Source organism: Clostridium sartagoforme AAU1, from assembly GCF_000401215.1.
In the GTDB taxonomy this organism is placed as follows: Bacteria; Bacillota; Clostridia; order Clostridiales; family Clostridiaceae; genus Clostridium; species Clostridium sartagoforme.
On the sequence record NZ_ASRV01000150.1, the window covers coordinates 84,412 to 108,654 of the forward strand.

Here is a 24,243-nt window from a genome sequence, read left to right on the forward strand (position 1 = left end):
TCATTCCACCAAATATCCTATACCCTTTTTAGTTACGATAAAATCGTATAACCCTATCTCCTGTAGCCTTTTGCGTAATCTTGTTATATTAACAGTTAATGTATTATCATCAATATAACTGTCTGTCTCCCATAATCTTGTCATAATAATATCTCTAGATACAATTTTTCCTTTATTCTCCATAAGTGTTTGTAATATTTTATTTTCATTTTTTGATAACTCAGCTTTATTCCCATTATAGGTTAAGGAAGAATCGCTCATATTAAGTATTGCTCCTCTATGCTCAAGTAGATTAGTCTGTCCTGTAAAATCATAAGTTCGCCTAAGTAAAGCCTGCACCTTAGCTGTTAGGACATTAAGATCAAAGGGTTTTGCAATGAAATCGTCTCCCCCCATATTCATAGCCATAACTATATTCATATTATCCGAAGCTGATGATATAAATATAATAGGAACTTTTGAAACTTTTCGAATCTCATTGCACCAATGATAGCCATTGAAAAAGGGCAAGGTAATATCCAGAAGAATAAGCTGTGGATTATAGGAGGCAAAAATAGAAAGTACATCTTTAAAATCGGTCACACAGTCTACTTCATATCCCCATGATTTTATATGATTTTTTAAAGCTTTAGAAATTATTAAATCATCTTCTACTATAAGAATTTTATACATTTACTTATCTCCTCAATTCCTTTTTAATCCAAATAACAACCTAATTATATCATAACTACTTTTATACATTAATTTCTTGTATTTATTTATGTTAAAGTTTATTCTTTTTCAATATATCTCTGATATCATCAATATCCCTAGCATAATAGTCCGCGCCTGTTTTCTCACATACCTTCGCATAATTTGAGAAGGCTGAACCTCCTAATATTATTATAGGTGAATTTTTACCGAAATGATTTTTTATAGCACTTATCATATATATTGCAGAGTCTATGTGATATTCTAGTGTAATAGAAATAGCAATAAATTTAGGTTTTTCAATATTTATTGCCTTAACAACACTCTGTACTGGAACATTACATCCTAAGTAAATTACATTCCAGCCTTCAATGTCCAATATATCACTTATCATTCTTAACCCAATATTATGAAGCTCTGCACCTGCATTTAAGGCTATCATTGATTTTGATTTAATATTTTTTTCTTCTCCCTAAATTTTATTTCTCTCATAATATCAATTGTAACCTCTGATATAAAGTGTTCCTTCCATACATCTACTGTACCCTTCTCCCACAAAACACCAACTTCCTTCAAGACCTTATCTAATATATTAAAAAATATATATTCTATATTCACACCATCTTCATGAAAACCTACTATAAGTTTTCTTGCATTTTCACTATCTCCTTGTAAAAGATAATTTAAATAGACTTTATCAGCAGTTTTTAAATCTATACCCTTACTTTTAGCATCTTTCGTAGAACGAGCTATTTCCTCTGATCTTCCTAAAAGATAATCCAGAGTAACCTCAAATAAGTCAGCTATCTTATTAAGCTTTTCCATATCTGGAACTCTAGTTCCTTGCTCGTAATTAGCTACAGTAGTCTGCCCTATATTAAGTAAACTTGCAAGTTTTTTTGCGTGTATCCCTTATTCTTTCTAAGTTCTTTCATACGATTTGCAAACCCGTTATTCATACTATACTCCTTTTCTTTTATATCATTAATTAATTATATCACATTTCGTGTATTTTATAAGTATTTTTTGTATTTGTCATTGCTTTAATTCATATTGTGATATATAATAATATCAATATTTAACTAATAATCATTATCCAAATTTGAAAATAATTATACTGACATAGGAGGATATAGTATGACACTACCATTTAAAATAGCTGTACGTTTTTTAAAGTCAAGTAAAGGTCAAACTGCACTTATTGCACTGGGAATTGCAGTTGGTGTATCAGTTCAGATATTTATTGGCTCTTTAATACAAGGGCTTCAAAAAAGCCTTATAAATAAAACCATAGGTAATTCATCTCAAATTACCATTTCGTCAAATACAGATGATAGGTTTATAAAAGACTATAGCGAAATTATTAATAAAATTAAAACTTCAGATAACAGAATTATAAACATTTCTGTAGCATCTGATGTTCCAGCACTTGTTAATGAAGATGAAAAAAACTATTCTGTTTTAGTAAGAGGAATGAATATAGAAGATTCCGATAAAATTTATAATATAAAAAAAAGAATATATGAAGGAAGAGAGCCAAAAAGTGAGCTTGAAACTATTATTGGTAAAGAGCTTCAACAAGAATTAGGAGCTAAAATCGGGGACAAACTCCAAATTATAACTAATTCAGGGGAAATTAATGAATTGACTATAACTGGTTTTTATAATCTTAATGTGGCTTCTATAAATAAATCTTGGATGATTACAACCCTAGAAACCTCACAGAGGATATTTTCACTTGATAATAGGATAACAGGTATTGAAATGCAAGTTAATGAAGTTTTTAAAGCAGATGAGATTGCATCAAAATTAATCCCTACTCTTGATAATAATTTTAAAGTTGATAACTGGAAAGCTCAAAATGCAGAGTTACTTAGCGGACTTAATGGTCAAAGCATTTCAAGCATAATGATACAAGTTTTTGTTCTAATATCAGTTTCACTAGCAATAGCTAGCATTCTAGCTATTACAGTTATTCAGAAGTCAAAGCAGATTGGTATTCTTAAAGCAATGGGTATAAAAGATAGATCCGCAAGTTTAATATTTTTATTCCAAGGACTCTTGCTTGGAGTTATGGGAGCAATCCTTGGCGTGTTACTTGGGCTTCTATTAGGAGTAGTATTTACCAAATTTGCACTAAATCCTGATGGAACCCCAGTTGTAGATCTTTATATTGATTATGGCTTCATAGCACTTTCTGCAATAATTGCACTTATATCTGCTACTGTAGCTTCATTAATACCGGCAAAACGATCTTCAAAACTTAATCCAATAGAGGTGATACGTAATGGCTAATATAATTAATTTAAATAATATAAATAAAACTTATGGTGATGTAATAAAAACTAAAGTATTAAATAATATTAATCTATCAATTGAAGAAGGTAGCTTTAACTCTATAATAGGTTCTTCTGGAAGTGGCAAAAGTACTCTTTTAAATATAATGGCAACTCTAGATAAACCAACTACCGGAGATGTCTTTATCAATGGAGAAAAAACTTCCATTATGAATAAAAATGAACTTGCAGAACTTAGAAATGAAACTTTAGGTTTTATCTTTCAGTTTCATCATCTTCTTCCTGAATTTACCGCACTAGAGAATGTTTTATTGCCATATAATATTAAACATTCTAAACCTTCAAAGGAAATAATTAAAAAGGCTGAAGAACTATTATGTCTTGTTGGTCTTGATAAGGTTAAAAATAATATTGCAACTAAAATGTCTGGAGGTCAGCAGCAAAGAACTGCAATAGCAAGGGCCTTAATGAATAATCCAAAGATAATATTAGCAGATGAGCCTACTGGTAATCTTGATTCTGAATCTACTGAAAATATATATAATTTAATGAGAGATATAAATAAAATGTTTAATACAACATTTGTAGTAATAACTCATGATAGAAAAATAGCTGAAAAGGCTGATAGGATTATAGAAATAAAAGATGGCAAAATAGTAATGGATATATAGTAAGCAATACTTTAATTTAAACAGGCTTACAAATAGTGATATTCTAGTATTATGGAGGAGGATATTCAAGTCTCCTCCATATTTTTTAATCTTTATATACTATTTAAAATTAATATAAAAATATTAGTCTGTTTTAATTATCTCTTTTTGTATATTTTAATATAGTAATACCGTTATCTACTATATATTCATTTAGATGCAATTTTATCGTAGGATTATTTCCTAAAAATAAAGGTCTTCCGGAACTAATATTATTGGAATTATCCCAATAATATATTCATCAATAACATCAGCTTTAATAAAACTATCTATAAGTACACCTCCACCAAATAGAAATATGTCCTTTCCTTTCTTTTCTTTTTCTTCTTGTATTACTTTAACTATATCGCCATTAATAAAGTGTATATTATCTTTATCATGAATATTTTTAGATGTTGCTATATATACTTTTTTATTTTTATAATCATTATGCATATTTTGATCATAACAATTTTTTCCCATAACCACTATATCTACACCTTCCAAAAACTTATCAAAATCAAATTTATCTTTAGTATTTAATATGCTGTCTCCAGCACCAACTATCCAATCATATCCTCCATCATCTGATGCTATATACCCATCAAGACTTATTGCCAAATTCAAAATTATTTTTCTTTTCATATTAAATGCCTCCTTAATTATACAAATTATTTTAATTTTTAAATGTTTTATTATCATTATTATTTAATATATAATTAATTATAATTCATAATAGTTGACATCTTATGTCATGTGATAGGAGGAAAAAATGAGAGCTGATATATTAATTTCTATAATAATGTTATTGCAAATAAATAAAAAGTTAACTGCTTCCGAACTATCAAAAAGGCTTGAAGTTTCTATAAGAACTATTTACAGAGATATTGATACACTTAGTCGAATTGGAGTTCCTATTTTTACTGATAAGGGCATAAATGGTGGAATAAAACTTTTAGGAGACTATAAGACATCACTTAATGGAATAAGTAAAAAAGAACTTTTATCACTATTCATTCCTACTAGTGATAAGATTTTAGAAGATTTAGGTATAGAAAACCTTAAATATTCTGCAGTTCTTAAAATCTTAGGAACATCTACAACTAATGAAATACAAGAATTAGAAAATATTCAAAACTATATTTATATAGATATGTATACTTGGAATGAATCTAATAATATAGTTAACATAAATATTCTTTCTATATTACAAAATGCTATATGGAATTCAAAGTCCTTAAAAATATTATATAGAAAAGTAAATGAGACAAAAGAAGTAGAGTTAAACCCACTTGGCTTGGTTTGCAAACGAAGTATTTGGTATTTAGTAGCTATAAACAATGAAATTATTAAAACATATAAAGTTAAATCTATTGAATCAGCTTTATTAATGGATTCTTTTATTAGACCTCATGATTTTAATCTTAAAAACTACTGGAGAACTTCTACTACCAATTATAAAAAGTTAATTCCTAAACATACTTTTACATTTAAAATTAACCGAAATATATTAAATAATATAAAAGAAAGGCAATTCATAACTATTATTGATACCTTTATTGAAGAAGATGAACTTTATATTAAAATAAAGTTTGATGCAATATGGCAAGGTATAGAATTTGCTTTTGGATATGGTAAAGATATTAAAATTATTGAACCTATTGAAGCTATCTCTGAAATTAAGAAAAAAGCATTAGAAGTAATTGGTTTGTATTAAATATATATCATTGTATTCTAAGCTTTAAAACAATTTTCTTTAATATCTAGATTTATTTTTGCAGTAATACTTATAATAAATTATAATATCATTAATCTTAATATTCTTATAAGGGAAGTGAATTTATGTCAAAGATAATTATTATTGAAGATACTGAAACAATAAGAAAGGAATTAAATATCTTTTTAACTAGATATGATTATGAAGTTCTTGCTCCATCAAATTTTGAAAACATTATTCATTACATCCTAAAAGAAAATCCTGATTTATTACTTCTAGATATAAATCTTCCTGTATTTGATGGCTATCACATATGTAGAGAAATAAGAAAAAGTTCAAATATGCCTATTATAGTAGTTACAAGCAGAAACAGTGAAATGGATGAAATTATGAGTATGAATTTAGGTGCTGATGATTTTATTACAAAACCTTATAATACTCAAATTCTTTTAGCGAGGATTTCTTCACTCTTAAGAAGATCTCAAGGGTCATCTCTTCAAGATACAATGTATTATTATGATTTAAAACTTAATTTGTCTAATAGCTCAATTACTTACAATGAAAATACAGTAGAGTTAACTAAAAACGAGCTTAAAATACTTTCATGTATGATTAAAAATAAGGGGAAGATAGTATCTAGAGATGAGCTAATGAATTTTATGTGGAATTCAGATATTTTTGTAGATGATAATAATTTGTCTGTTAATGTTACAAGATTAAGAAAGAAATTAGAGGCGATTGGAATGAAAGACAATATAGAAACTAGACGTGGACTTGGATATATACTGCCATGAGTTTAAAAGATTATTTAAAAGACAGATTCTTATTTCTTTTAATTAATTTTATATTATTCATTATCATCTGTTTAATAATGCTACTTATTAATGTTAATAGCAATATAATAATTCTAGTTTTCTCAATATGGTTCTTCCCCCTTTTTTCTTTTATTATTACTGAGTTTATAAAAACAAATAAGTTTTACAAGGACTTAAATAATACTATGGAAAACTTAGATGAAAAATATCTTATCTCTGAAATTATAAAGGAACCTGATTTTATTGAAGGAAAAACTGCCTACAATATATTAAAAGAAACAAACAAAGCTATGCATGAGCATGTAAAAAAATATAAGGATATGCAAAGTGAATACCGTGAGTATATAGAGACTTGGGTTCATGAAATAAAGACTCCTATCTCCTCAACGCGACTTATCATAGAAAATAATGAAAATAAGGTTACTACGAGTATTGATTATGAAATAAGAAAAATTGAAGATTATATTGAGCAAGTACTATATTACTCAAAAAGTAATAATGTAAGCAAAGATTATATAATAAAAGAGATTTCTTTGGCCTCTGTAGTAAGAAATACTATCAAGAAAAATTCAAGAAACTTTATAAACAGAAGAATTTCTGTTGATATGGACTCAGTAGAAGGTAATATATACTGTGATTCCAAGTGGCTTGAATTCATATTAAATCAAATTATAGGAAATTCTATTAAATATAGCACAGAAAATAAAGGAAGGATAAAAGTTTATACTACTTTAAATGAAAATAATATAATTCTTACTATAGAAGATAATGGAATAGGTATAATAAACAAGGATATCAATAGGGTTTTTGAAAAAGGCTTTACTGGGGATAATGGAAGAAAACTTGGTAAGTCTACTGGAATAGGACTTTATTTATGCAAAAAGCTTTGTGATCAACTAGGCTTAGGCCTTAGTTTAACTTCTAAACTTGGTGAGGGAACAAAAGTTATTATTGTCTTTCCAATTGGCAAGGTTAACTTGATAAATTAAATTTATATTTATAATGGATTCATAGTAATTATATTTAAAATAGCTATGAGTCCATTATTTTTTATCCACTTAGATTTTTTATCTTGCAAAAATGTAACCTTAATGAAATATAAACTAATATGCATCTAGCAGAAGTGTTAGTAAAATAATATACATAAAGAAATTATTAATCAAAGCTTGGAGGAATTTTTTATGAAAAAATTTTTAATACCTATTTTACTAGTAATTTTAATATGGACCGGATTGAACTCTGCTTATAATTATTTCTTCGGTCCTAAAATTATAGAAATTACACTAACTAAATCTGTTGATGACAAAGGAAAAGCTAATGAGGCAACTAATACTTTTACTTCCAAAGATAAGATTTACCTTTCTGCAAAGGGAAAAAAGTTTGCTATAAAAGAAGCAACTGTTGTTTGGTACAAGGGTGAGATATTAACAAAAAATAGATTTAAGGTAGAGGAAAATATAGAAATAAATAACTCTGGATATTTTACTGCCGAGCTATCAATTCCTGGAGGTCTTGAAGAAGGTGAATATGGAGTAGCAATCTTTAATGGCAATAATGATATTATAGAACAAAAAATTGAATTTAAAGTAAAAAATTAAAGTAATATGGAATAACTGTAAATATTAAATCTCTTTAGGGGGAAAGACTTTGGAGGAAAGCAATGGAAAATATATTAAAGGTAGAAAAAATTGAAAAATATTATGGTAATAAAGGTAATATAACAAAGGCTATAGATAATATAAGTTTTACTGTGGATAAGGGAGAATTTGTTGGAATAATGGGGCCCTCAGGTAGTGGTAAAACTACTCTATTGAATTGTATTTCAACTATAGATAATGTTACAACAGGTAATATTATTATAAATAATAAGGATATTACTAAGCTTAGACCTAAGTCCATAGAAAAATTCAGACGTGATGAGTTAGGCTTTATATTTCAGGATTTTAATCTTTTAGATACTCTTACTGCCTATGAAAATATAGCTTTGGCTCTAACAATACAAGATAGGAAGGTTACTGAAATAGATAGTCTTATTAAAAAGGTAGCAGAAAAACTAGAGATATTAGATGTTTTAACTAAATATCCATTCCAAATGTCAGGAGGTCAAAAGCAAAGAGTAGCTTCTGCTAGAGCTCTAGTTACTGAACCTTCACTTATACTAGCTGATGAGCCTACTGGAGCATTAGACTCTAAATCCTCAAGACTTCTTTTGGATTCTTTTGAAAAGTTAAATAAAGAGCTTCAAGCTACTATACTAATGGTTACTCATGATGCTTTTACAGCTAGCTATGCTCATAGAATTTTATTTATTAAGGATGGCAAGATATTTAATGAACTAATTCGTGGAAATGACTCTAGAAAAGAATTTTTCAATAAAATAATTGAAATTGTAACTTTACTTGGAGGAGATGCTAGCGATGTTTTCTAAAATAGCAATAAATAATGTAAAAAGGAGCTTTAAGGATTATTCTATATATTTTCTTACTCTAACATTTGCAGTATGTATTTTTTATAGCTTTAATTCTATTGAATCTCAAAAGTCACTACTTGATATAAATACTAGTACTGAAGAATACATGATAATGTTAAATAAACTAATAGCTGGAGCCTCTATATTTGTATCTTTTATTCTAGGCGGTCTTATAGTTTATGCTAATAATTTTCTTATAAAAAAGCGTAAAAAAGAATTAGGTATATACATGACATTAGGTATGTCTAAGAGGAAAATCTCTAGAATCCTAATTCTAGAAACCTTTTTTATTGGCTTATTATCCTTAGTTGTTGGAATTTTATTAGGAATTATAGTTTCTCAAGGGCTATCAGTTATTACAGCTAAATTATTATCAGTTAATATGAATAACTATAAATTTATTATATCAATAAGTTCAATAGCTAAGTCTTCATTATATTTTGGAGTAATATTCATTTTAGTAATGATATTTAATCAAGTTACTATTTCTAAGTATAAACTTATAGACATGCTTAATGCAGCAAAGAAGAATGAGGAAGTAAAGATCAATAATCCTATTATTTCAATAATTATGTTTATTTTATCCCTAGCATCACTTATATCTGCATATACTCTAATAATGAAAATTGGGTTATCTGTTGATGATTATCGTTTTATGCTTTCAATTGTTTTAGGGATTATTGGAACTATACTATGGTTTTTTAGTCTCTCAAGCTTTTTAATTCAAATTATACAAAAGAATAAAAATATATATTTTAAAAAATTAAATATATTTGTTTTAAGACAAATTAATAATAAAATAACAACTAACTTTATATCCATGACTACTATATGTCTTATGCTTTTTTTAACTATAACACTTTTATTTAGCATGTTTAGCTATAAAAATACCTTTGATAAATCCTTAAAAGGTAATACTTACTTTGATAGTTCTGCAAAGCTTTATGTTGATACTGATGTCCAAGAAATTAATGATATGGAAGAGCTTTTAAATAGTATAAATTTTAACTTTGATTCTTCTGAAAAATATGTTTTTTTCAATCAATACAAACTTGATATTTATCTAAGCGAACTACTAAATGATTATTTAACTAAAAAAGAGATAGATGAAATGAAGTTTTCTTATTCAGATCATACTATACCAGCAGTAAAAGTATCTGAATATAATTCTATAAATAAACTTTTAGATAAAGATTCTATAGATTTAAAAGATAATGAGATATTAATTGTGTCAAACTATGATGAATTTAACAAAGCCTTCCATAAATTTATTAAAAATGAAAACTCTGTAGTAATCGATAATAATACTTATATCATTAAAAATGGGAGTACAGTTAAAGATAATATATCTAGTGTGGCCCGTGAATTAAAATTTATATATTTCATAATACCTGATAACTTTGAAGGAAAATTAACACTAGAACAATCAAATGTTAATGTAATATATGATAAAAGTAACTATGCAAAATCTGAAGAAAAGTTTTCAAAATTCTATGTTAATATTTTAGAAAATAGAAATCCTGATGGTTCAACTGCTTTAGTTCTTGGAAACACATTGGAACAATTATATTCCCTAGTGTATGGTTCATCTGCAATGGTTGTATTCTTGGGTATATATTTAGGCGTAGTATTTTTAATATCCAGTGCTGCAGTGTTAGCATTACAGCAATTATCAGAAGCAAGTGATAGTATTAGTAGATATAATTCTCTTAAGAAAATAGGTGTTACTGAAAAAATGATAAATAAATCAATATTAAAGCAAACCTTAATTTACTTCATGGCACCTTTATCACTAGCCATTATACATTCAATAATTGGTATGAAAGTAGTAAATGAAGTCTTTGCTACTTATAATAAAAATTTATTCAGTAACTCTTCTATAATAATAGCTTTAGCTCTTACTATAATATACGGTGGATATTTCTATACAACTTATATTAGCTTTAAAAATATAGTTAGAAATAGTAAATAGTATTTTACCTTTATCTCATAGTTGATAATTTTATTTTATTAATTACTACTAAGTTAAGTAACTTTAGATTTATGTAATTCAATTTTTATCTTATTGGATAATAAAAGGAGCTGTCGCACTGTTGCGACAGCTCCTTTTATTACTTTTGAAAATTTAAATTCTTATTTATATTAATATTATACTGTTCTATAAAATTATCTTTATTCTGCATTCCTCGCTCCTAGCAATCCCACTTATTTTTCTTCATATCAACATGATTCTCATCTTTAAAAGATACACCCTCTTCTAACAGTAGATATCGTTGTTCCTGCCATCCTGGTGCTAACCTTCCAGCATGATTTACCACACGATGACATGGATATTTGCCATAAAATTCTGCCTGGCTAAGGACCCTCCCTACAAGTCGTGCATTTTTGTCTCTACCAATAAGACTTGCAATTTGTCCGTACGTAGCTACTTTCCCTTTTGGGATTTCTTCAACAACAGAAAGTATTTGATAAATCAATTGTTCATTCATAATCTTTTTCATATATTCTCCTGTAATAATAAAGATACTCTTTTCTTTTAATTTGCTCCTGTGATACGTATGGAAAATCCCATCCTATTATTTGTGGTCTATTAATTCCATTACTATTAGCCCAATCTTGCATATGTTTTATAGCATTCTATTCTGGCTCTCTACTTATAACTGAATATTTAGAGAAAGAAAATGACTCTACAGCTTCTGCTCTAATATTAAAATAGGGTTCATTAATTATACTCATCTCTTCCCTAACTAACCTATCCTTAGATCATGAGAAAAACTTGCATCACTAAAGTCTATTTAGTGCTCTTGTTAAAACAGTATCCCAGGGTCTTGACTCAATCATCCTAATATCATTTTGATTACAAATATCTGCTATCCACTTTCCATATGTAATACTTATTTCGGCTCTGTAGTGTTGCATATTACCACCTTCTCTTGATAAATAATTCTGTAATATTTGATTAATGTCTGTTTCGTTTACAAAAATTGACTTTACTTCTGGTTCCCTAAATGAATTTGTGAACTCTGGGTAGATAAAATCGCCCTCAATAATAATAGGTAAGTTGTCTTTAATATGCCTGTTTACAAGCTCTTTCAATACTGGAATCATCTCTTTGCTTACATCAATCAACCAGTTCACATTGTCATCAACTCCAACATCCTCCCAATTCAAACCATCATCCCAATAATGTATTGCTGGAAAACTATCCTTAGTTGTAACCTTTTCTACAGATAGATGAATATCATCTACTTCTAGAACATTAACACCGTAAAACTTTGCAATTTCATACGCTAGGCTTGATTTACCGGTTCCCGAAGCTCCACCAATAAATAAAACTGTCCAGTCTCTATCATTATTCACCTATTAACCCCCTTTATAAATTCCCCTTTTAACTTTAATTCTAAATTTATTACTTATTAATTATAACATAATTTGTAAATATAGGCTTTCTTATGATAGGCTATTTTTACATATAAAAATAGCCTTAGCCGTTGATATTAATTAGCTAAGACTATAAAAATCATTTATAAGGAAACTCCACTCACATGCGTTCACTGAGTAAGTTCCACCGATCAAATCGAAGATTTGAGGTGTCACTTATGATACGGTTCTCCCTTCATTATTCTAAATGCTCTATATATTTGTTCTAAAAGCATAACTCTAAATAATTGATGTGGAAATGTCATTTTTGAGAAGCAAAGCTTATAATTTGCTCTTTTTATAACATTTTGCGATAATCCTAAGCTTCCTCCTACTATAAAGGCTATGTTTGAATTCCCCATTACTCCACAGTTTTCTATGTAGTTTGCAAATTGCTCTGAAGTCAGATTTTCTCCTTTCAAGTCCATTGCAATTACAAACATATTATCTTTTATTTTAGATAGTATAAGCTCTCCTTCTTTTTCTTTTATTTGTAATTCTTCTTTTTCCGAAGCATTATCTGGTGTTTTTTCATCTTGAAGTTCTATTATATCTAATTTACAATATCTAGTTAATCTTTTTGAGTATTCATCTATTGCTTGCTTTAGATACTTTTCTTTTAATTTACCTACTGAAATTATTGTTATATTCATAACCATTTTCTCCTCTTAAGTTTTACCTTATTCTAATTAGTAAATGATTTATACTATTATAGATATAAATCATTTAATCTGCATTAGTAAAGTTTTCAACATCTATTATTGTTGTTCCTTTTTCTACTGGAGTTTTTTTCTTTAAATAAATTCTAAGTACATCTGCATTATAAACAGCTTGTATCTTACTTGGTTCAACATTAGGAACATAATAGCTTTTTTCTAAATTTGATCCTTCTTGGAAGATTGCAACCATGGAATTTTCATTACTAAAAATTTGATTTTTTTTAACTTTAATTCTTATGTGATCTTCTTCATAATCTATATCTATATCTTTTTTATTTAGGCCAACTAACTTTCCTTCTATTAAATATCGATCTCCGTAATCAATAAATTTTAAGTCTAATTCATCTTCTATGCTACTAAATGCTGAATTTAAAGCCTCACTATTTAAGACTGAATCTACTATATTATTCATTAAATTTTCATTTGTAACTAATGAAGTAAAAACTTCACTAAATACAGTATTAAACGTACCTCCAAAAGCTCCAAATATATTATTACTGCTAGTAAAACTAGTATATCCATAATTACTATTAAAATTATTTATATTGTTAGTATTATTACTATTTCCATTAAACATTCCACCAGTCATATTGTTCATTAAAAAAGGGAATATCTGAAACATATTATATCTCCTACTTAAAAAATTCTTATATAATATAATTTTATTTTATATAAGGCTTTTTGACACAATAAAAGGAGATATAACACAATAAAAATTAAAAACTTAAAATGAAAGCTAATAGAAAAATCTCATATAGCTTTTAAATTTAATTTATTTTTAGTAATCTTAAAAAAATTACATCAATAATTATCCATTGTTAATTTTTCTAGTACCCTATATTTTCATTCATAAATATTACGTGGATCCTATCTTTCCTATTTTGGCTTGCTATAACGGTAAATTCTCTACATACCTTTTCATTACTTTTACAATCCATACAATATCCAACCTTTGTACATGGAGTTTTCTTGTTTAGTCTCTTTGCATTAGCTGGAGCACATATTTCTCTGTTTCTTTTTATAGCTTCGTCTATGTCTTTTACTATTTTATTTACTCCTACTAAAAGGATTACCTTATCAGGTCCATATAACATTGCTGCTACTCTATTTCCATTCCCATCAACATTATATAACTTTCCATCTTCAGTTACTGCATTACTACTTGCAAAATATGCATCCGCTAAAAAGCTCTCTTTAAATATTTTAGTAATTTGTTCTGATGTTAAACCTTCCTTATATCTGTCTAAGAACTTATATCTTCCATTTCTTAGATAATCTATAACTCCATATTCAAATAAGGACATTGATCCACCACAAGATACTACTGAACCTTCAGAAACTAATTGTTCAATTTTAAAGAATAATTCTTCCTTTGAATTTACTAAATATCCATTCATATTATTATTATTTAATGACTCTATTGTCCTTTTTATCCTTTGTTCATTAACCCAATTTAAACTACTATCCATATAATCTTCCCCCAATAATTTTTATTTTCATATTTATTATAATAAAATGAATTTTAAATTTAAACTAATATACTTTTAAAATATATTTATATAAATATTTATTATTACTTGTACTTTATATATTATCTAATTCTATAACAAAAAAAGACCCAAATTCATAGGCCTTTTAATAAAATTATTTTCCACAACACTTTTTATATTTCTTTCCACTTCCGCATGGACAAGGATCATTTCTTCCTACTTTATTTTCATTTCTTACAATAACAGATTCTCTATATGTTTTTTGTAATTCTTTTCTCTTTTCTGGCGAGAATATTCCTTCCCATTGTGGTAGTGTATATAAGTATTCAGCTTTTGCATCTAACATATTAATATAAAGTTTTTCTAAATCTACTTGTAATGAAATTTCATCATTAGCTGATAAAACTTCTAAATCAAGTGTTTCTTTTAAGCTATCATTTATTCCATCAACAAATCCCATAACGAATTCTTCTGTTGTATTATGTTTAGCTGCTAAATCACTAATTGTAAATTTGAAATTATCTTTATGCTTAGCTAATATTTCTTTGTATATAGCTTTTTCAATTTCCATATACTCATTCCAAAAAGCTTGTTCTCCTTTTGTCTTAACATATTCAACTACCATATCTGTCCATTGCTTATATAACTCATAGTTCATTCTCCTTTTTAAATGGTTTTATAATTAATTTAATAAGTTTTACTCTTTTGATTTAATTATGTAACATGAATCATTTTCACAATAATTACATTTAACACCTTTTACTTCTTCTATAATAGGAAATGTTTCTTCATAATTAATAAAATCATCCATTGCATCTTCAACATGATCCTTACATGCGTATATTTTTCTACTATCCATATAAATCATCTTCTTCCTAATAACTAAATTTCTATTATGTTACTTGGACTGTGTCTATCAGCCATAGTTAATTCTATATCTAATTTTGATACTATATCATTTTCCCTCAATACTCCAATAACAGTTTCTAATGCAAGGTCTGGATGATTATTAGTACCACTTAAATGTCCTAATATTATCTTTTTGTTTGGTTTATATCTAATTAAATCAACTATAGCTTTGCCACAATCTTCATTAGATAAGTGTCCAACTTCACTTAAAATTCTTCGTTTTAAATTGTAGGGATACGGTCCAAACTTTAGCATATTTACGTCATGGTTGCTTTCCAATAATATTATATCCGAGTCCTTTATATTATCTCTTATCTCTTCTGTATATATTCCAAAATCTGTAGTCACACTTATCTTTTTTCTTTTATAATGCATTGTATATCCTACTGGTGCAACTGCATCATGAGGTATATTAAATGATGTTATATCTAAATCCTTTATAGATAATGTGGACCTTCTATCCATTATTCTTATATTATGTTCTTTTATTTTTCCTATTCCTGCCTCCATAGCTGACCAGGTGTCTGAGTTAGTGTATATTGGAATATCATATTTACGCGATAATACCCCAATTCCTCTTATATGGTCTGAATGTTCATGAGTAACAAATATTCCATCTATATCTCCTGGATTTTCTCCTATGATTTTTAAAGCGTCATCTATTTTTTTTCCTGGCAAACCCGCATCTATTAATATTTTAGCATGCTCTGAAGCAATAAACATACTGTTTCCACTGCTCCCACTATATAATGAGCAAAATTTCATTTTACTATCCCCCATGCAGATACTATTCTATTACTCTCACAATATCTGCACCTAATGCAGTAAACTTATCTTCAATATGCGGATATCCTCTATCAATATGTTCAATTTCTAATATTTCTGTTACACCTTCTGCAACTAATCCAGCTATAACCATTGCTGCCCCAGCTCTTAAATCTGTAGCTATAACACTAGCTCCTGCTAACTTTTCACTACCTTCAATTATAGCAGTTCTTCCTTCTACCTTTATAGTTGCTCCCATTTTTTTCAGTTCATCTATGTGCTTATGTCTACTTTCCCAAATACTTTCAGCAATTAAACTCTTACCTGGTACTATACTTAATAAAGCTGACATAGGTTGTTGTACATCTGTTGGAAATCCTGGGTATGGAGCTGTCTTTACATTAACTCCTTTTAAGTCTCTCTCAACATATACTCTAACACTATCATCACCCTCTTCAACTGTAGCTCCCATTTCAATAAGTTTTGCTGCAATTGATTCTAAGTGCTTTGGTATAACATTAGTTATAGTTACATCACCTTTAGTAGCTGCTGCTGCTATCATAAATGTTCCTGCTTCAATTTGATCTGGTATAACACTATAATTACATCCTGATAATTTTTCTACACCTTTTACTCTAATTATATCTGTTCCAGCACCTTTTATATCTGCTCCCATAGAGTTCAAAAAATTTGCAACATCTACTACATGAGGTTCCTTTGCAACATTTTCAAGTACTGTTGTTCCTTCTGCTAGTGTTGCTGCTATCATAACATTTATAGTTGCTCCAACTGTTACAACGTCAAAAAATATATTTGCTCCATGTAAATGTTCAGCTTCAACAATAACTGCTCCATGTTCTATAGTTACACTAGCTCCTAATGCTTCAAATCCTTTTATATGTTGATCTATTGGTCTAACTCCTATAGGGCATCCCCCTGGAAGTTCCACTCTTGCTTTTTTGAATCTTGATAATAAAGCTCCAATAAAATAATATGAAGCTCTCATTCTTCTTACGTCATCAGTACACGCTTCCACACTTCTTACATCTGTAGCATCTATTTCTAAAGTATTGTTATCTAGTTTATTTACTGTACATCCAAGACTTCTTAATATTCTTTCAAGACAATGTACATCTTCTATATCTGGTACGTTATCTATTGTACATTTTCCTTCACTTGCCATTATTGCTGCTGGTAATATAGCTACAGCTGAATTTTTGGCACCATTTATATCTACTGAACCTTTTAGAGATTTTCCCCCGCTTATAACTAATTTTTCCATCCATTTCACCCTTATCATATTTTATGTATATATATTAATCTTTCCTATTATTTCAACTATTAACCATTTTTCTGTGACATTCTTAAAAACTTACAATACTCATTATAACATAAAAATAATTTAAGGAAATAGAGTTTTTTCTTCCAAATAAAAGCTTTTTTACTAACCTTTATAATATTGAACTTTTATTTATATTTCCTTTTTAATTTTTTTGTAATATGTTATAATTTATAACAAAGTTTGTATCTATACAAATTAATTTAATAAGAGAGGCTAAAGCTATGAAATACTATTTAGTGGCATTATTTGATGATGAGTCTTATAAAAGTTTAAATCCAATCCAAAAAAATCTATCTAAACGTTTTAGAGCAAATAGGAATTCGCCAACACCTTATATTCCCTTAGAAATAATTGAAAATCCTAATATAGATAAATTAGATGTTGTGATAGATAAGATAGTTAAGCCCTATAAAAACTTTAAAGTTCAATTATCTACAGAAGTTTCAGTTTCTGAAACCAATAAGACTTTAAATATGAAAATAGAAGATGTAGGATATATCAAAAGGCTTAATAGATTAATGAGTGATACATTAAAATTACATGGGTTTAATATACAAAATTATAATAGTGAATTATCAATGCATATATCCTTAGCTAATCTTAACTATATACCTAAGGATATGAAAAAATTTGATGGCGAAGTTAACTTTAAATCTAATTGTGAAACTCTTAAAGTTGATAGAATTGAAATTTGGAAGGTATCTACCAATAAAAGGGAAACTTTAATAAAAAGTTATCCATTAAAAAAGAATTTATATTTATAAGTTGAAAAAGTGTTTAAATTTAAACACTTTTTTTATTTTTCTTAACATAAAAAAAATTTATTTTTTTGTATTCGTTTACCCCGCTTTTCATTTGTAAAATATTTTTGTAAAATATATAATAGTAAATCCTTAAAAATAGGGGATATTTATGGAAATAATAGCTTTTTTTGAAGCACAAAAGGAAAAAAATAAAAATATTATTATTGATAACACTTTAAGCGAATATAAAATCTGGGCTAGAAAACACTTAGAATTACATACAAAGCTTAGTTATCTAGCTGACGAGACCCAATGTTATAAATATTGGTTATCAGAAGATATTCCAGTAAATAAGTCTATATTATTTGAAAAATACTTAGATTGTTTTTCTCATATAATTAATCTTGGAATTTATAGACATTATGACAGTATACAAGAAATTATTATAAAGCCAAATGATTACTGTTTAAGCGATCAATTTTTAAACTTATTTATAGACTTAAATGATTTAATAATATCACCATCTGAAGATCATTATATAACTCTTATTGAAGATTTTATTAGCTTAGGAATCACTTTAGGTTATTCAGAATCTAAAATCACAGAGTCATTTATTAGTATATAACAAAAAACCTTCTATAAAAAACATAGAAGGTTTTTTCATATTTATCATCTTTAAATGGAATACTATCTTAGAGGTGATTTAAATGTTGGCAATTATTTATGCAATAATTTCAGGCATATCCATGACATTACAAGGTGTATTTAATACTAAGTTAGAAGAAAAGGTAGGAACCTGGGAAACAAATGTTATAGTTCAAGGAACTGCTTTAATAGTTACTCTAATTATTGTAACCTTATTTGGGAAAGGTAATTTTAAAGCTATAAAAGATGTAAATAAGCTTTATTTATTAGGTGGATTTTTAGGTGTTATAATTATATTTACTGTTATGAAAAGTATTGGTGCTATGGGAGCAACATGTGGTATAGGTATAATTTTAGTTGCCCAATTAGCTTCTGCTGGCATGATTGATGCTTTTGGCTTGTTTGGAACAGAAAAAATATCATTTCACTTAAAGGAATTTATAGGTATAGCTATTATGATATTAGGAATTATTATTTTTAAATGGAGAAGTTAATACTTCTCTTTTTTTACTCTTTAAGAAAACTTACATATTACCTTTTTTATATATTAATTTATAACTATTAACAAAAATCATACTTTTAATATACTATATATTGTAATCAATTTTAGGAGTATATTATGTTTTCTTCTAATAAAAAATTAGACTTAAACTTAAAAAACTGTATGTTATCAAAACCCTATAATAATTATAGGGTAATTATTAAATATAAAAGATTTCAGGAAAGTTTAATAAAAAAAATATCCTCATATAATGGTATGCTTATAAATAATATAAAACATTGTAATTTAATTTGTGCAAAATTAAATTCTAAGGCTATTCACAGATTATTGGAATATCCTGAAGTAGAATATATTTGCTTTGATGAGTACTTATTTTTATGTGGTATGAGTGTTAGTACTGCAAATAAGGTTAGACTATCTAACAAAACAAAAAGTAAGGGTAATGGCATTGGTGTCGCTATAATAGATACTGGAGTATATCCTCATCCTGATTTAGTTACTCCAATAAATAGAATATCTACATTTGTAGATTTAATAGATAATCTTAAATATCCTTATGATGATAATGGCCATGGAACTTGTACCGCTGGAATTATTGCTGGAAATGGTGAAAAATCCAATGGAATGTATCGTGGTATTGCTCCAAATTGTAATATTCACTGCTATAAAGCCTTTGATAAAAGTGGCAAAGGATTTATATCTGACATACTTTATGCAATGGAACTTATAGCTGAAACAAGTGAAAAAAATAATATTAAAGTTTTATGTTTACCCTTTGAGCTTTTAAATTATAATGTATTTGTTCAAAAATGTTTTAGCTCAATGGTATCTTTAGAAAATAGTAAAAATATAACTTGTATAGTTCCAAGTGGTAGCAATAGAAACTTTGATGGATCTATTACAGGAATCGCACTATGTAACGATTGTATAACTGTTTCAGGATATGATTCCACTTCCAAAATTAAACCTTATACTTATTCATCAATAGGAGGCTTAAAGAAAGACTCCAAACCTAACTTATGCGCTGCTTGTGTTGATATAGTATCTTTAAACTCTAATACCAATTATATCTCTGAAAGAGATGGTATTAAATTATACCCTTCAAAGCTTGATAGCTCATACAAGACATTTACTGGTACATCATTAGCTGCTGCTTATGTTTCCGGTATATGTGCTTTAATCTATGAAAGTGATCAAAGCTTAACACCAAAAGATATAAGGTCTCTTTTAAAAATTGCCTGCGAACCAGTAGAGATTCCAAAGAATTATCAAGGCGATGGTAAAGTAAATATTAAGTCTATAGTAAAATGAAAGGTTACTTAAAGTAGTACCTTTCATTTTATATTTGTATATTTAATATTATTGTACTATATAATTTGTTGGATCTACAGGTTCATCATCTACTCTAAGTTCAAAATGTAAATGAGGACCAGTACTAAAGCCAGTATTTCCTATAGCTCCAATTATATCGCCCTTTTTAACTTTCTCTCCAACCTTTACATAAAAATCATCTAAGTGTCCATAATATGTATTCATATTATCTTCATGCTTAACAATTATTAAATTACCATAGCCTCCATCATTATATTGAGAGTAAATTACTTCTCCATCCATAGCAACAAGAACATCGTCTCCTATATTTCCTGCGATGTCTATCCCCTTATGAAATGAATTCCATCTTTCTCCATACCCAGAGGTCATATATCCCCCCTAGTTGGACTTTTTAAAAAAGCCATACCATAATCATAAGGGTTCTTAGTTCCCCTATATATTTTTTTACCTACTTCTTTTTTTATAATTTCCTCTCTTATTATATTGCTTTCTGTAATTTCCTTGTTTTTATATGTAACTTCCCTTACTTGGTTTTTCAATCCTACTTCTCCATATTCGACTTTACTTTCTCCCAAATACATATCTTCAGTAGGGATTATCGTTGTGCTAGGCTGCACCTTAACTATTTCTTCATCAATACACTTTAAACTTAGTTTAATGTTATTTTTATCTTCCTTTGATAATTCATATATATAATCAGATAACTCTTTATTAGTTTGTAATAAAGATACATCAAATCTATCTTCCTTTAGCTTAATATCTCCTTCTATTTCAAAAGATAATACTGCATCTTGTCTAATATTAATTTCATTTATATATTTTTGTAATACTAAATCTTTTATATTATTCATATTATTTTCTAGTGAAGTATATCCTACTACCCTATCCTCTAAAACTAACTCATATCCATTTACTTTTCCTGTTAATGCAACTAATAGATTATCAATTATATTATTATTAGATATTCTATTAGATATAGTATATGTTTTGTTATTTAAGTTCATATTACTAAATGGTTCATTTATCTTTGCATTTGCTTTAATTAAATTAATATTTACTACAAGTATAATTATAAATATCGATACTGTAAATTTTTCAACTAACCTTATCGAGTCTCCTTTTTTATCCATAAAAACTCCTTTCATTTTTAATAATGTTAAGCAACACATCTTTTAGTTTTGCCAAATTTAGAAATAATATTCTTTTTTTATATTCCTTAGTTATGTTGAGCCTATTACTTCACTTTGTTATAATTAACTTATTGTAATATTACTTTTAGAAAGGTAGATGTAATTATGAGCACTTTTATGCTTAAATCAAAGCCTTTAGACTTTACTCCTGTAAGCAACATATTTATTGAAAAGTATATACCAAAAGCTAGAGGAGAATTTATTAAAGTATATCTTTTAATGCTTAAATATAATTTTACTGGTGAAATAGGCGTTAACGCCTCAATATTAGCTACTACATTAAATCTTTTAGAGTCTGATATAATAAATGCACTTAACTATTGGAATGAGGAAGGTATTATTAAATTAATTCCAATAGATAGAATGGGAAACTTTGAAATAGAATTTATAGATCTTTCTGAGGATAAATGTGTTGGTAAAAATCAATTCAATTTATTAGAAGAATTATCGGATGAAACTAATAATGGTATGCTAAAGGATATTGAAAAATTATTAGGCCGTCCTCTATCCCCTAGTGAGTTTGCTACTTATATAGGATGGAAAAAAGATTTTGACTTTTCTTCAGAATTGATACTATTACTAATTGAGTTTTGTGCTTCCAAAGGAAAAACAAATCACAGATATATAGAAAAGGTAGCATTAGCTTGGAATGAAATGAATATAAAAACTATTTATGATGCTCAAAATTATATAAGAAAAACGGAAGATAAGTGGGGCACTTATAGAGAAATTCTTAAATTTTTAGGTATTAGAAATACAGAAATAATGAAACCGCAAGAAGATATGTTAGAAAAATGGACTACAACTTATAATTTTTCTTTAGATATCATAAAAAAAGCTTGTGATATATGCTTTCAAAGGTTAAATAGAGCAGATTTTAAATATATAGATGGAATATTAGCAAGCTGGAATAAGGATAACTTAAGAACCTTAAAACAAATAGAGGAAAAAGAAGCCTCTTTCAAAAATTCATCTTCTAAAAAGAATTTTAATAATCAAAAAGCTAATTCTTATGAAAAACCTAAATTAAGATTTAATAATTTTAAAGGTCGTGACTATGATTATGATGATTTAGAAAAGAAGTTATTAGGATGGGATAATGATGATTAAAGGATATGAAAAGGAATTAACATCAATATATGAAAATATACGAGTTGAAGAAGAGAAAAAACTAAAAAAAAGACGTAGTGAAATTGAAGAAAAACATCCTGAAATTTTAGAAATGGATAATTTAATTCAAAAAAAATCTCTTAATTTAGCTATGTCTATTCTAAAAGGATTAAATGAATTAGAATTAAAAAAATTAAAAGAAGAAATAACAGAATTAAGATTTAAAAAATATGAAGCTCTTGTAGCTAGCGGGTATGACCAAGAATACCTCACACTTAATTACAGATGCCATAAATGTAAGGATCAAGGCTATATTGGTAATTCAAAATGTTCTTGCTATAAGAGTAAATTAGTTAGTTTATATTATAAAGATTCTGACTTACAAGATACCTTAAGAGTTAATAATTTTAATAACTTTGACTTATCCTTATTTGCAAATTATAGGATAAGTGATGATAAATATACCCCTAGAAAAATATAGAAAATATTATTGAATATTTAAAAGGAAACTTTATACCTAATTTTAATAATAATTCTGATAATGTGCTTTTTTATGGTGATTCTGGTACTGGAAAAACATTCTTAAGTTGCTGTGTTGCAAAAGAGCTTCTTGATAATGGTTATTTAGTAGTATACAGAACTATAGATGAGCTAATTAAGGATTTAAGGGAAATACGCTTCGAAAATAATTATAACCTAGAAGATCTTCTAATAAATTGTGATTTATTAGTTATTGATGATTTAGGTGCAGAGCAACTAACTGAATTCTCAGCTACAGAATTCTTTAACTTTTTAAATAAAAAATTATTAAAGAAGAAGAAAATGCTAGTCTCTACAAATTTATCTTTACCTGATATAAGCAAAAATTATTCTGAAAGAATTTCTTCTCGTTTACTTGGTAATTTTAAATTATATAAATTTTATTCTGAAGATATAAGAATACAATTAAATTTAAAAAGAAAATAAACCAAAAGTGCAGTATATATTTAATACTGCACTTTTGGTTTATTAAAATGTAATTTTCTAAAATAAAAAAAGACTTTAGAGTAATCTAAAATCTTTTGGAGCTGGCAATAGGAATCGAACCTACAACCTGCTGATTACAAGTCAGCTGCTCTACCGTTGAGCCATGCCAGCGTATAACAAATTTTCCACTTAAAGTGGCGACTCAGAAGGGGCTCGAACCCTCGACCTCCGGCGTGACAGGCCGGCACTCTAACCAACTGAGCTACTGAGCCAAATATGGTGGAAACAACAGGGATCGAACCTGTGACCCTCTGCTTGTAAGGCAGATGCTCTCCCAGCTGAGCTATGCTTCCATACTGGTGACTCCTAGGGGAATCGAACCCCTGTTACCACCGTGAAAGGGTGGTGTCTTGACCGCTTGACCAAGGAGCC

General features: G+C 27.6%; 28 protein-coding genes, 4 tRNA genes and 3 pseudogenes. 14 read left to right on the forward strand and 21 right to left on the reverse strand.

All coding sequences use genetic code 11. The annotated features are described in order from the left end of the window. The 4 genes and pseudogenes from A500_RS12195 to A500_RS21915 all read right to left on the reverse strand — a co-directional run. Window positions 1-672: a response regulator transcription factor gene (locus A500_RS12195; RefSeq protein ID WP_016207895.1), complete on the reverse strand. Its 672-nt coding sequence runs from the start codon at window positions 670-672 to the stop codon at window positions 1-3. Window positions 673-763: 91 nt separating this feature from the next. Further along, the gene (locus A500_RS21345; RefSeq protein WP_016207896.1) at window positions 764-1,132 is read right to left on the reverse strand and encodes a cobalamin B12-binding domain-containing protein; all 369 of its coding nucleotides are present in this window, start codon (window positions 1,130-1,132) and stop codon (window positions 764-766) included. After that, complete coding sequence (locus tag A500_RS21350; RefSeq protein WP_016207897.1) at window positions 1,129-1,515, reverse strand: B12-binding domain-containing protein; 387 nt, start codon at window positions 1,513-1,515, stop codon at window positions 1,129-1,131. The genes A500_RS21345 and A500_RS21350 overlap by 4 nt, the downstream gene beginning before the upstream one ends. 6 nt (window positions 1,516-1,521) lie before the next feature. Next, a pseudogene (locus A500_RS21915) lies at window positions 1,522-1,599 on the reverse strand (hypothetical protein); the annotation flags it as partial. Between the two features lie 228 nt (window positions 1,600-1,827). Between A500_RS21915 and A500_RS12205 the strand changes: the two are divergent. Then, window positions 1,828-2,985 carry an ABC transporter permease gene (locus A500_RS12205; protein WP_016207898.1) on the forward strand — a complete coding sequence of 386 codons (1,158 nt, stop codon included), beginning with the start codon at window positions 1,828-1,830 and terminating at the stop codon, window positions 2,983-2,985. Next, window positions 2,978-3,658, forward strand: a complete 681-nt coding sequence (locus A500_RS12210; protein ID WP_016207899.1) for an ABC transporter ATP-binding protein — start codon at window positions 2,978-2,980, stop codon at window positions 3,656-3,658. The genes A500_RS12205 and A500_RS12210 overlap by 8 nt, the downstream gene beginning before the upstream one ends. A 133-nt stretch (window positions 3,659-3,791) precedes the next feature. Here A500_RS12210 and A500_RS12215 read toward each other — a convergent pair. Then, window positions 3,792-4,321: pseudogene (locus A500_RS12215) on the reverse strand (dihydrofolate reductase family protein). 127 nt (window positions 4,322-4,448) lie between these two features. On the opposite strand from A500_RS12215, the gene A500_RS12220 reads away from it, so the two are divergent. From A500_RS12220 to A500_RS12245, 6 genes are all read left to right on the forward strand, one after another. Beyond that, complete coding sequence (locus A500_RS12220; RefSeq protein WP_016207901.1) at window positions 4,449-5,393, forward strand: helix-turn-helix transcriptional regulator; 945 nt, start codon at window positions 4,449-4,451, stop codon at window positions 5,391-5,393. A 125-nt stretch (window positions 5,394-5,518) separates the two neighbouring features. Then, the gene (locus A500_RS12225; RefSeq protein WP_016207902.1) at window positions 5,519-6,187 is read left to right on the forward strand and encodes a response regulator transcription factor; all 669 of its coding nucleotides are present in this window, start codon (window positions 5,519-5,521) and stop codon (window positions 6,185-6,187) included. Then, window positions 6,184-7,197: a sensor histidine kinase gene (locus A500_RS12230; RefSeq protein ID WP_016207903.1), complete on the forward strand. Its 1,014-nt coding sequence runs from the start codon at window positions 6,184-6,186 to the stop codon at window positions 7,195-7,197. Before A500_RS12225 ends, A500_RS12230 begins: the two co-directional genes overlap by 4 nt. Window positions 7,198-7,389: 192 nt before the next feature. Further along, window positions 7,390-7,806 carry a hypothetical protein gene (locus tag A500_RS12235; protein ID WP_016207904.1) on the forward strand — a complete coding sequence of 139 codons (417 nt, stop codon included), beginning with the start codon at window positions 7,390-7,392 and terminating at the stop codon, window positions 7,804-7,806. 62 nt (window positions 7,807-7,868) lie between these two features. Further along, window positions 7,869-8,636, forward strand: coding sequence for an ABC transporter ATP-binding protein (locus tag A500_RS12240; RefSeq protein WP_016207905.1), 768 nt, complete (start codon window positions 7,869-7,871; stop codon window positions 8,634-8,636). Further along, window positions 8,626-10,650, forward strand: a complete 2,025-nt coding sequence (locus tag A500_RS12245; RefSeq protein ID WP_016207906.1) for an FtsX-like permease family protein — start codon at window positions 8,626-8,628, stop codon at window positions 10,648-10,650. The genes A500_RS12240 and A500_RS12245 overlap by 11 nt, the downstream gene beginning before the upstream one ends. 220 nt (window positions 10,651-10,870) lie before the next feature. Here the strand turns inward: A500_RS12245 and A500_RS12250 are convergent, their stop codons facing one another. The 10 genes from A500_RS12250 to A500_RS12285 form a co-directional block, all read right to left on the reverse strand. Next, window positions 10,871-11,179 carry an MGMT family protein gene (locus A500_RS12250; protein ID WP_016207907.1) on the reverse strand — a complete coding sequence of 103 codons (309 nt, stop codon included), beginning with the start codon at window positions 11,177-11,179 and terminating at the stop codon, window positions 10,871-10,873. Then, on the reverse strand, window positions 11,160-11,300 hold the full coding sequence (locus A500_RS20445; RefSeq protein WP_157453661.1) for a hypothetical protein: 141 nt from the start codon (window positions 11,298-11,300) through the stop codon (window positions 11,160-11,162). Before A500_RS20445 ends, A500_RS12250 begins: the two co-directional genes overlap by 20 nt. Window positions 11,301-11,462: 162 nt before the next feature. Further along, window positions 11,463-12,038 (reverse strand): hypothetical protein, encoded by a 576-nt coding sequence (locus A500_RS12255; protein WP_016207908.1) that lies wholly within the window; start codon window positions 12,036-12,038, stop codon window positions 11,463-11,465. A gap of 233 nt (window positions 12,039-12,271) precedes the next feature. Continuing rightward, window positions 12,272-12,751, reverse strand: coding sequence for a 23S rRNA (pseudouridine(1915)-N(3))-methyltransferase RlmH (rlmH, locus tag A500_RS12260; RefSeq protein WP_016207909.1), 480 nt, complete (start codon window positions 12,749-12,751; stop codon window positions 12,272-12,274). A 73-nt stretch (window positions 12,752-12,824) separates the two neighbouring features. Continuing rightward, window positions 12,825-13,439, reverse strand: coding sequence for an Hsp20/alpha crystallin family protein (locus tag A500_RS12265; protein ID WP_016207910.1), 615 nt, complete (start codon window positions 13,437-13,439; stop codon window positions 12,825-12,827). A gap of 205 nt (window positions 13,440-13,644) precedes the next feature. Continuing rightward, window positions 13,645-14,286, reverse strand: coding sequence for a lactate utilization protein (locus A500_RS12270; RefSeq protein WP_016207911.1), 642 nt, complete (start codon window positions 14,284-14,286; stop codon window positions 13,645-13,647). A gap of 175 nt (window positions 14,287-14,461) precedes the next feature. Next, window positions 14,462-14,965 carry an SEC-C metal-binding domain-containing protein gene (locus A500_RS12275; protein WP_016207912.1) on the reverse strand — a complete coding sequence of 168 codons (504 nt, stop codon included), beginning with the start codon at window positions 14,963-14,965 and terminating at the stop codon, window positions 14,462-14,464. A 39-nt stretch (window positions 14,966-15,004) separates the two neighbouring features. Further along, on the reverse strand, window positions 15,005-15,166 hold the full coding sequence (locus tag A500_RS20040; protein WP_016207913.1) for a CxxH/CxxC protein: 162 nt from the start codon (window positions 15,164-15,166) through the stop codon (window positions 15,005-15,007). 23 nt (window positions 15,167-15,189) lie between these two features. Further along, window positions 15,190-15,981 (reverse strand): MBL fold metallo-hydrolase, encoded by a 792-nt coding sequence (locus tag A500_RS12280; RefSeq protein ID WP_016207914.1) that lies wholly within the window; start codon window positions 15,979-15,981, stop codon window positions 15,190-15,192. Between the two features lie 22 nt (window positions 15,982-16,003). Then, window positions 16,004-17,263, reverse strand: a complete 1,260-nt coding sequence (locus A500_RS12285) for a UDP-N-acetylglucosamine 1-carboxyvinyltransferase (RefSeq protein ID WP_016207915.1) — start codon at window positions 17,261-17,263, stop codon at window positions 16,004-16,006. Between the two features lie 281 nt (window positions 17,264-17,544). Between A500_RS12285 and A500_RS12290 the strand changes: the two genes are divergently transcribed. The 4 genes from A500_RS12290 (at window position 17,545) to A500_RS12305 (ending at window position 20,524) form a co-directional block, all read left to right on the forward strand. Beyond that, a complete protein-coding gene (locus A500_RS12290) occupies window positions 17,545-18,087 on the forward strand; it encodes a hypothetical protein (protein WP_016207916.1) in 543 nt (180 codons plus the stop codon). 148 nt (window positions 18,088-18,235) lie between these two features. Further along, entirely contained in the window at window positions 18,236-18,691 is a 456-nt protein-coding gene (locus A500_RS12295) for a dUTP diphosphatase (protein WP_016207917.1), read from the forward strand. 82 nt (window positions 18,692-18,773) lie between these two features. Next, complete coding sequence (locus A500_RS12300; RefSeq protein WP_016207918.1) at window positions 18,774-19,205, forward strand: DMT family transporter; 432 nt, start codon at window positions 18,774-18,776, stop codon at window positions 19,203-19,205. Window positions 19,206-19,330: 125 nt separating this feature from the next. Next, entirely contained in the window at window positions 19,331-20,524 is a 1,194-nt protein-coding gene (locus tag A500_RS12305) for a S8 family serine peptidase (protein ID WP_016207919.1), read from the forward strand. Window positions 20,525-20,572: 48 nt separating this feature from the next. Here A500_RS12305 and A500_RS12310 read toward each other — a convergent pair whose 3' ends face one another. Together A500_RS12310 and A500_RS19550 are read right to left on the reverse strand one after the other, a co-directional pair. Further along, a complete protein-coding gene (locus A500_RS12310) occupies window positions 20,573-20,914 on the reverse strand; it encodes a M23 family metallopeptidase (RefSeq protein ID WP_051993151.1) in 342 nt (113 codons plus the stop codon). Continuing rightward, window positions 20,911-21,675, reverse strand: coding sequence for a G5 domain-containing protein (locus A500_RS19550; protein WP_051993152.1), 765 nt, complete (start codon window positions 21,673-21,675; stop codon window positions 20,911-20,913). Before A500_RS19550 ends, A500_RS12310 begins: the two co-directional genes overlap by 4 nt. 165 nt (window positions 21,676-21,840) lie before the next feature. Here A500_RS19550 and A500_RS12315 point away from each other — a divergent pair, with 165 nt between their 5' ends. Both A500_RS12315 and A500_RS12320 read left to right on the forward strand, forming a co-directional pair. Next, complete coding sequence (locus A500_RS12315; protein ID WP_016207920.1) at window positions 21,841-22,845, forward strand: DnaD domain protein; 1,005 nt, start codon at window positions 21,841-21,843, stop codon at window positions 22,843-22,845. Beyond that, window positions 22,838-23,811 (forward strand): annotated as a pseudogene (locus tag A500_RS12320) (ATP-binding protein). The gene A500_RS12315 and the pseudogene A500_RS12320 overlap by 8 nt, the downstream one beginning before the upstream one ends. Window positions 23,812-23,907: 96 nt before the next feature. Here the strand turns inward: A500_RS12320 and A500_RS12325 are convergent. The 4 genes from A500_RS12325 to A500_RS12340 form a co-directional block, all read right to left on the reverse strand. Continuing rightward, window positions 23,908-23,982, reverse strand: a tRNA-Thr gene (locus tag A500_RS12325). A 24-nt stretch (window positions 23,983-24,006) separates the two neighbouring features. Then, a tRNA-Asp gene (locus A500_RS12330) sits at window positions 24,007-24,083 on the reverse strand. Between the two features lie 5 nt (window positions 24,084-24,088). Then, a tRNA-Val gene (locus A500_RS12335) sits at window positions 24,089-24,164 on the reverse strand. A 4-nt stretch (window positions 24,165-24,168) separates the two neighbouring features. Further along, a tRNA-Glu gene (locus A500_RS12340) sits at window positions 24,169-24,243 on the reverse strand.